This is a genomic window from Rhizobacter sp. P1_G5 (assembly GCF_056405435.1).
Genome location: NZ_JBFUCB010000593.1, coordinates 1 through 3,771, shown reverse-complemented (window position 1 = coordinate 3,771; position 3,771 = coordinate 1). Strand labels below are relative to the sequence as shown.

The 3,771-nt window shown below is 69.1% G+C and carries 2 protein-coding genes and 2 tRNA genes; 1 reads left to right on the top strand and 3 read right to left on the bottom strand.

Translation table 11 applies throughout. The features are described from left to right. Together AC1D12_RS27620 and AC1D12_RS27615 are read right to left on the bottom strand one after the other, a co-directional pair. Nucleotides 1–85: transfer RNA gene (locus tag AC1D12_RS27620), tRNA-Leu, on the bottom strand. A 124-nt stretch (nucleotides 86–209) separates the two neighbouring features. Then, a tRNA-Leu gene (locus tag AC1D12_RS27615) sits at nucleotides 210–294 on the bottom strand. A gap of 25 nt (nucleotides 295–319) precedes the next feature. On the opposite strand from AC1D12_RS27615, the gene rnr reads away from it, so the two are divergent. Continuing rightward, nucleotides 320–2,563 carry a ribonuclease R gene (gene rnr / locus AC1D12_RS27610; protein ID WP_477844249.1) on the top strand — a complete coding sequence of 748 codons (2,244 nt, stop codon included), beginning with the start codon at nucleotides 320–322 and terminating at the stop codon, nucleotides 2,561–2,563. Nucleotides 2,564–2,568: 5 nt separating this feature from the next. Here the strand turns inward: rnr and AC1D12_RS27605 are convergent. After that, the coding region (locus tag AC1D12_RS27605; protein WP_477844248.1) for an NAD(P)H-hydrate dehydratase at nucleotides 2,569–3,771 on the bottom strand (1,203 nt) is incomplete at its 5' end.

Sequence of the window (3,771 nt, the reverse complement as noted above, 5' to 3'; positions counted from 1 at the left end):
TGGTGCCCAGGAGAGGACTCGAACCTCCACGGAGTTACCCGCTAGTACCTGAAACTAGTGCGTCTACCAATTCCGCCACCTGGGCATCTCAGGAAGCCTGCGACTATAGCATGAGCGAAAGTCGCATCTTCAATCTCTCTCTCACAAAAGCAAAAGGCCAACACGTTGGTGCTGGCCTTCTCAAATTTCCCGCATTTATTGATTATTCTTGGTGCCCAGGAGAGGACTCGAACCTCCACGGAGTTACCCGCTAGTACCTGAAACTAGTGCGTCTACCAATTCCGCCACCTGGGCATTTCAGGAAGTCTTGGACTATATCATCAAAAACAACAACTTCTCCAATGCAACGCAAGTCAGCAACGAACTGATGAGCGAAGTCGAGGGCACGGTGCAAGGGCACCGCGACGGTCACGGATTCCTGGTCCGCGACGACCGGCAGCCCGATCTCTATCTCTCCCCGCAGGAAATGCGCGCGGTGCTGCACCGTGACCGCGTGAAGGCGCGCGTGATCCGCTACGACCGCAAGGGCCGGCCCGAGGGCCGCGTGCTCGAGATCATCGAGCGCAAGAAGGCGCCGATCATCGGCCGCCTGCTGCACGAGAGCGGCATCTGGCTGGTCGCCCCCGAAGACAAGCGCTACGGCCAGGACATCATGGTCCCGAAGAACGCGATCGCCAACGCGACCGCGGGGCAGGTGGTCGCGATCGAGCTGACCGAGCCGCCGTCTCTGTACTCGCAGCCGATGGGCCGCGTTTCCGAGGTGCTCGGCGAGATCGACGACCCCGGCATGGAGATCGAGATCGCGGTGCGCAAGTACGAGGTGCCGCACCGCTTCTCGCCCGAGACGCTGTCGCAGGCCGCGGGTCTGCCCGACAAGATCCGCGCGGTCGACCGCAAGGACCGCATCGACCTCACCGACGTCGCGCTCGTGACGATCGACGGCGAGGACGCTCGCGACTTCGACGACGCGGTGTACTGCGAGCCGGTCAAGCTCGGCCGCGGCAAGGGCGCGTTCGAAGGCTGGCGCCTGGTCGTCGCGATCGCCGACGTGAGCCACTACGTGAAGCCGGGCGAGCCGATCGACGAGGACGCCTACGAGCGCGCCACCTCGGTGTACTTCCCGCGGCGCGTGATCCCGATGCTGCCGGAGAAGCTGTCGAACGGGCTGTGCTCGCTGAACCCGAACGAGGACCGCCTCGCGATGGTGTGCGACATGCTGATCACCACCGGCGGCGAGATCCACGCCTACCAGTTCTTCCCGGCGGTGATCTGCTCGCACGCGCGCTTCACCTACAACGAGGTGGCCGCGATCCTCGGCAACACGCGCGGCCCCGAGGCGGCGCGCCGCAAGGATCTCGTGCCGCACCTGCTGCACCTGCACGAGGTGTACCGCGCGCTGCTGAAGGAGCGTTCGAAGCGCGGCGCGGTCRATTTCGAGACCACCGAGACGCAGATCGTCTGCGACGACAACGGCCGCATCGAGAAGATCGTGCCGCGCACGCGCACCGAGGCGCACAAGCTGATCGAGGAGGCGATGCTCGCCGCCAACGTCTGCTCGGCCGATTTCATCGCGCAGCACAAGCACCCGTCGCTGTACCGCGTGCACGAGGGCCCGACGCCCGAGAAGAAGACGCTGCTGCAGAACTACCTGAAGGCGCTGGGCCTGGGCCTGAGCGTCAGCGACGACCCGAAGCCGGGCGAGTTCCAGGCGATCGCCGCGGCAACGAAGGACCGGCCGGATGCGATGCAGATCCACTCGATGCTGCTGCGTTCGATGCAGCAGGCGATCTACACGCCGATCAACAGCGGCCACTTCGGCCTCGCGTACGAGGCCTACACGCACTTCACGAGCCCGATCCGCCGCTACCCCGACCTGCTGGTGCACCGGGTGATCAAGGCCTTGCTGCACGGCAAGCGCTACAGCATCGTGACCGGCGCGCTCGAACCGGCCTCGAAGGCGAAGCGCGGTTCGCACACCGAGGAAGAGACCTGGGAGGTCGCGGGCGCGCATTGCAGCGCGAACGAACGCCGCGCCGACGAGGCCTCGCGCGATGTCGAGGCCTGGCTCAAGTGCCGCTTCATGCGCGAGCACCTCGGCGAGGAATATGGCGGCACCGTCACGGCCGTCACCAGCTTCGGGCTGTTCGTCACGCTCGACGGCCTGTACGTCGAAGGGCTGATCCACATCACCGAGCTGGGCGGCGAGTATTTCAAGTTCGACGAGGCGCGCCAGGAACTGCGCGGCGAGCGCTCGGGCGTGCGCTACACGGTCGGCGCGCGGGTGCGGGTGCAGGTCAGCCGCGTGGACCTCGACGGCCGCAAGATCGACTTCCGCATGGTGCACGAGGGCGATGAGGGCGGCATTCCCGCGCGGCCTCGCAAGGTGGTCGACAAGACCGGCGGCGCGGCGGCCGAGCTGGCGTCGGTGAAGGGCGCGGACCGCGCGGCCAAGGCCGGCACGAAGGCGGCCAAGGGCCGGTCGGCACATCCGGTGCGCGCGGCCAAGACCGCAGCGCGCAAGAGCGGCGGCAAGCCACCCGCCAAGGCGCCGCGCCGGCGCTGAGGGCCTCAGCCGCGGCGCAGTTGCGCGTGCAGCGCGGCGATCAGGTCCGACGCTCGCAGCGGCGTCGTGGGTGACAGGTCGGCGGCCTGGCCGTGCTGCCAGGCGGCCGCGCTCGCCGCCTGCCGGGCGTCATCGATCGACGCCGCGTGCGACGTCGACCAGCGCCCGCCGAGCCATCCGGCCAGCACGTCGCCGGTGCCGGCAGTGGCCAATGCGGCGTTGCCGGTCGGGTTGATGATCGGCGCGCCACCCGGCGCTGCGATCACGCTGCCCGAGCCCTTCAGCAGCACGACGGCCCGCAGTTCGTCGGCCAGTGCCTGCGCAGCGCGCAGTCGATCGGCCTGCACGCTCGCGGTGTCGCGGCCGAGCAGCCGCGCGGCCTCCAGCGGGTGTGGCGTCAGCACGGCCGGCCGGCCGCCACGGCCGCGCGCGATCAGCAACTGCCGCAGGCCGGTGTCGGCGGCGATCGCGTTCAGTGCATCGGCATCGAGTACCAGGCGGGCAGCCTGGCCGATCACCCGTGGCAGCACGGCACGCACCGCGGCCCCACCGCCACAGCCGCAGACCACGGTGGCTTCGCGCAGCAGGTCGTCTTTCCACAGCGCCCGCCTGATCATCAGCTCGGGGTGCTCGCCGTCGAGTGCCGGGCCGGTCTCGTCGAGCCAGCTCAGGTACGTGCGGCCTGCGCCGGCCGCATGCCCTGCGCGCGCGGCCAGCAGCGCGGCGCCCGCCATCCCCGGTGCGCCACCGATCACGACCAGGTCGCCGAAGCTGCCCTTGTGCTGCGCATGCGCGCGCTGCCAGCCGGCGGCGGGTGGCGCGGCGCCGAGTGAGGAGTCGACCGATCCGGGGTCGATGTCGACGCCGAGGGTTTCGAGCCAGACCTTGCCGCAGCGGTCGCGCCCCTGGCCGGTGAACAGCCCCGGCTTCAGCGTCAGCAGCGACAGCGTGTGCGTGGCCGTCACGCAGGCATCGCCATGCGGCTGGCCGGTGTCGGCATCGAGGCCCGACGGCACGTCGATCGCGAGCACCGGGCAGGCGAGGGCGTTGAGCCGGTCGATCAGCGCCGCCAGCGCACCTTCGGGGGCGCGGCTCGCACCGATGCCGAGCAAGGCGTCGAGCGCAATGTCACCGGCGCGGCCGAAACCGAGGGGCGGCTGCTCGACCCACTGCAGGTCTGCGGCGAGCGCCAGCGCATGGGCCTGCTT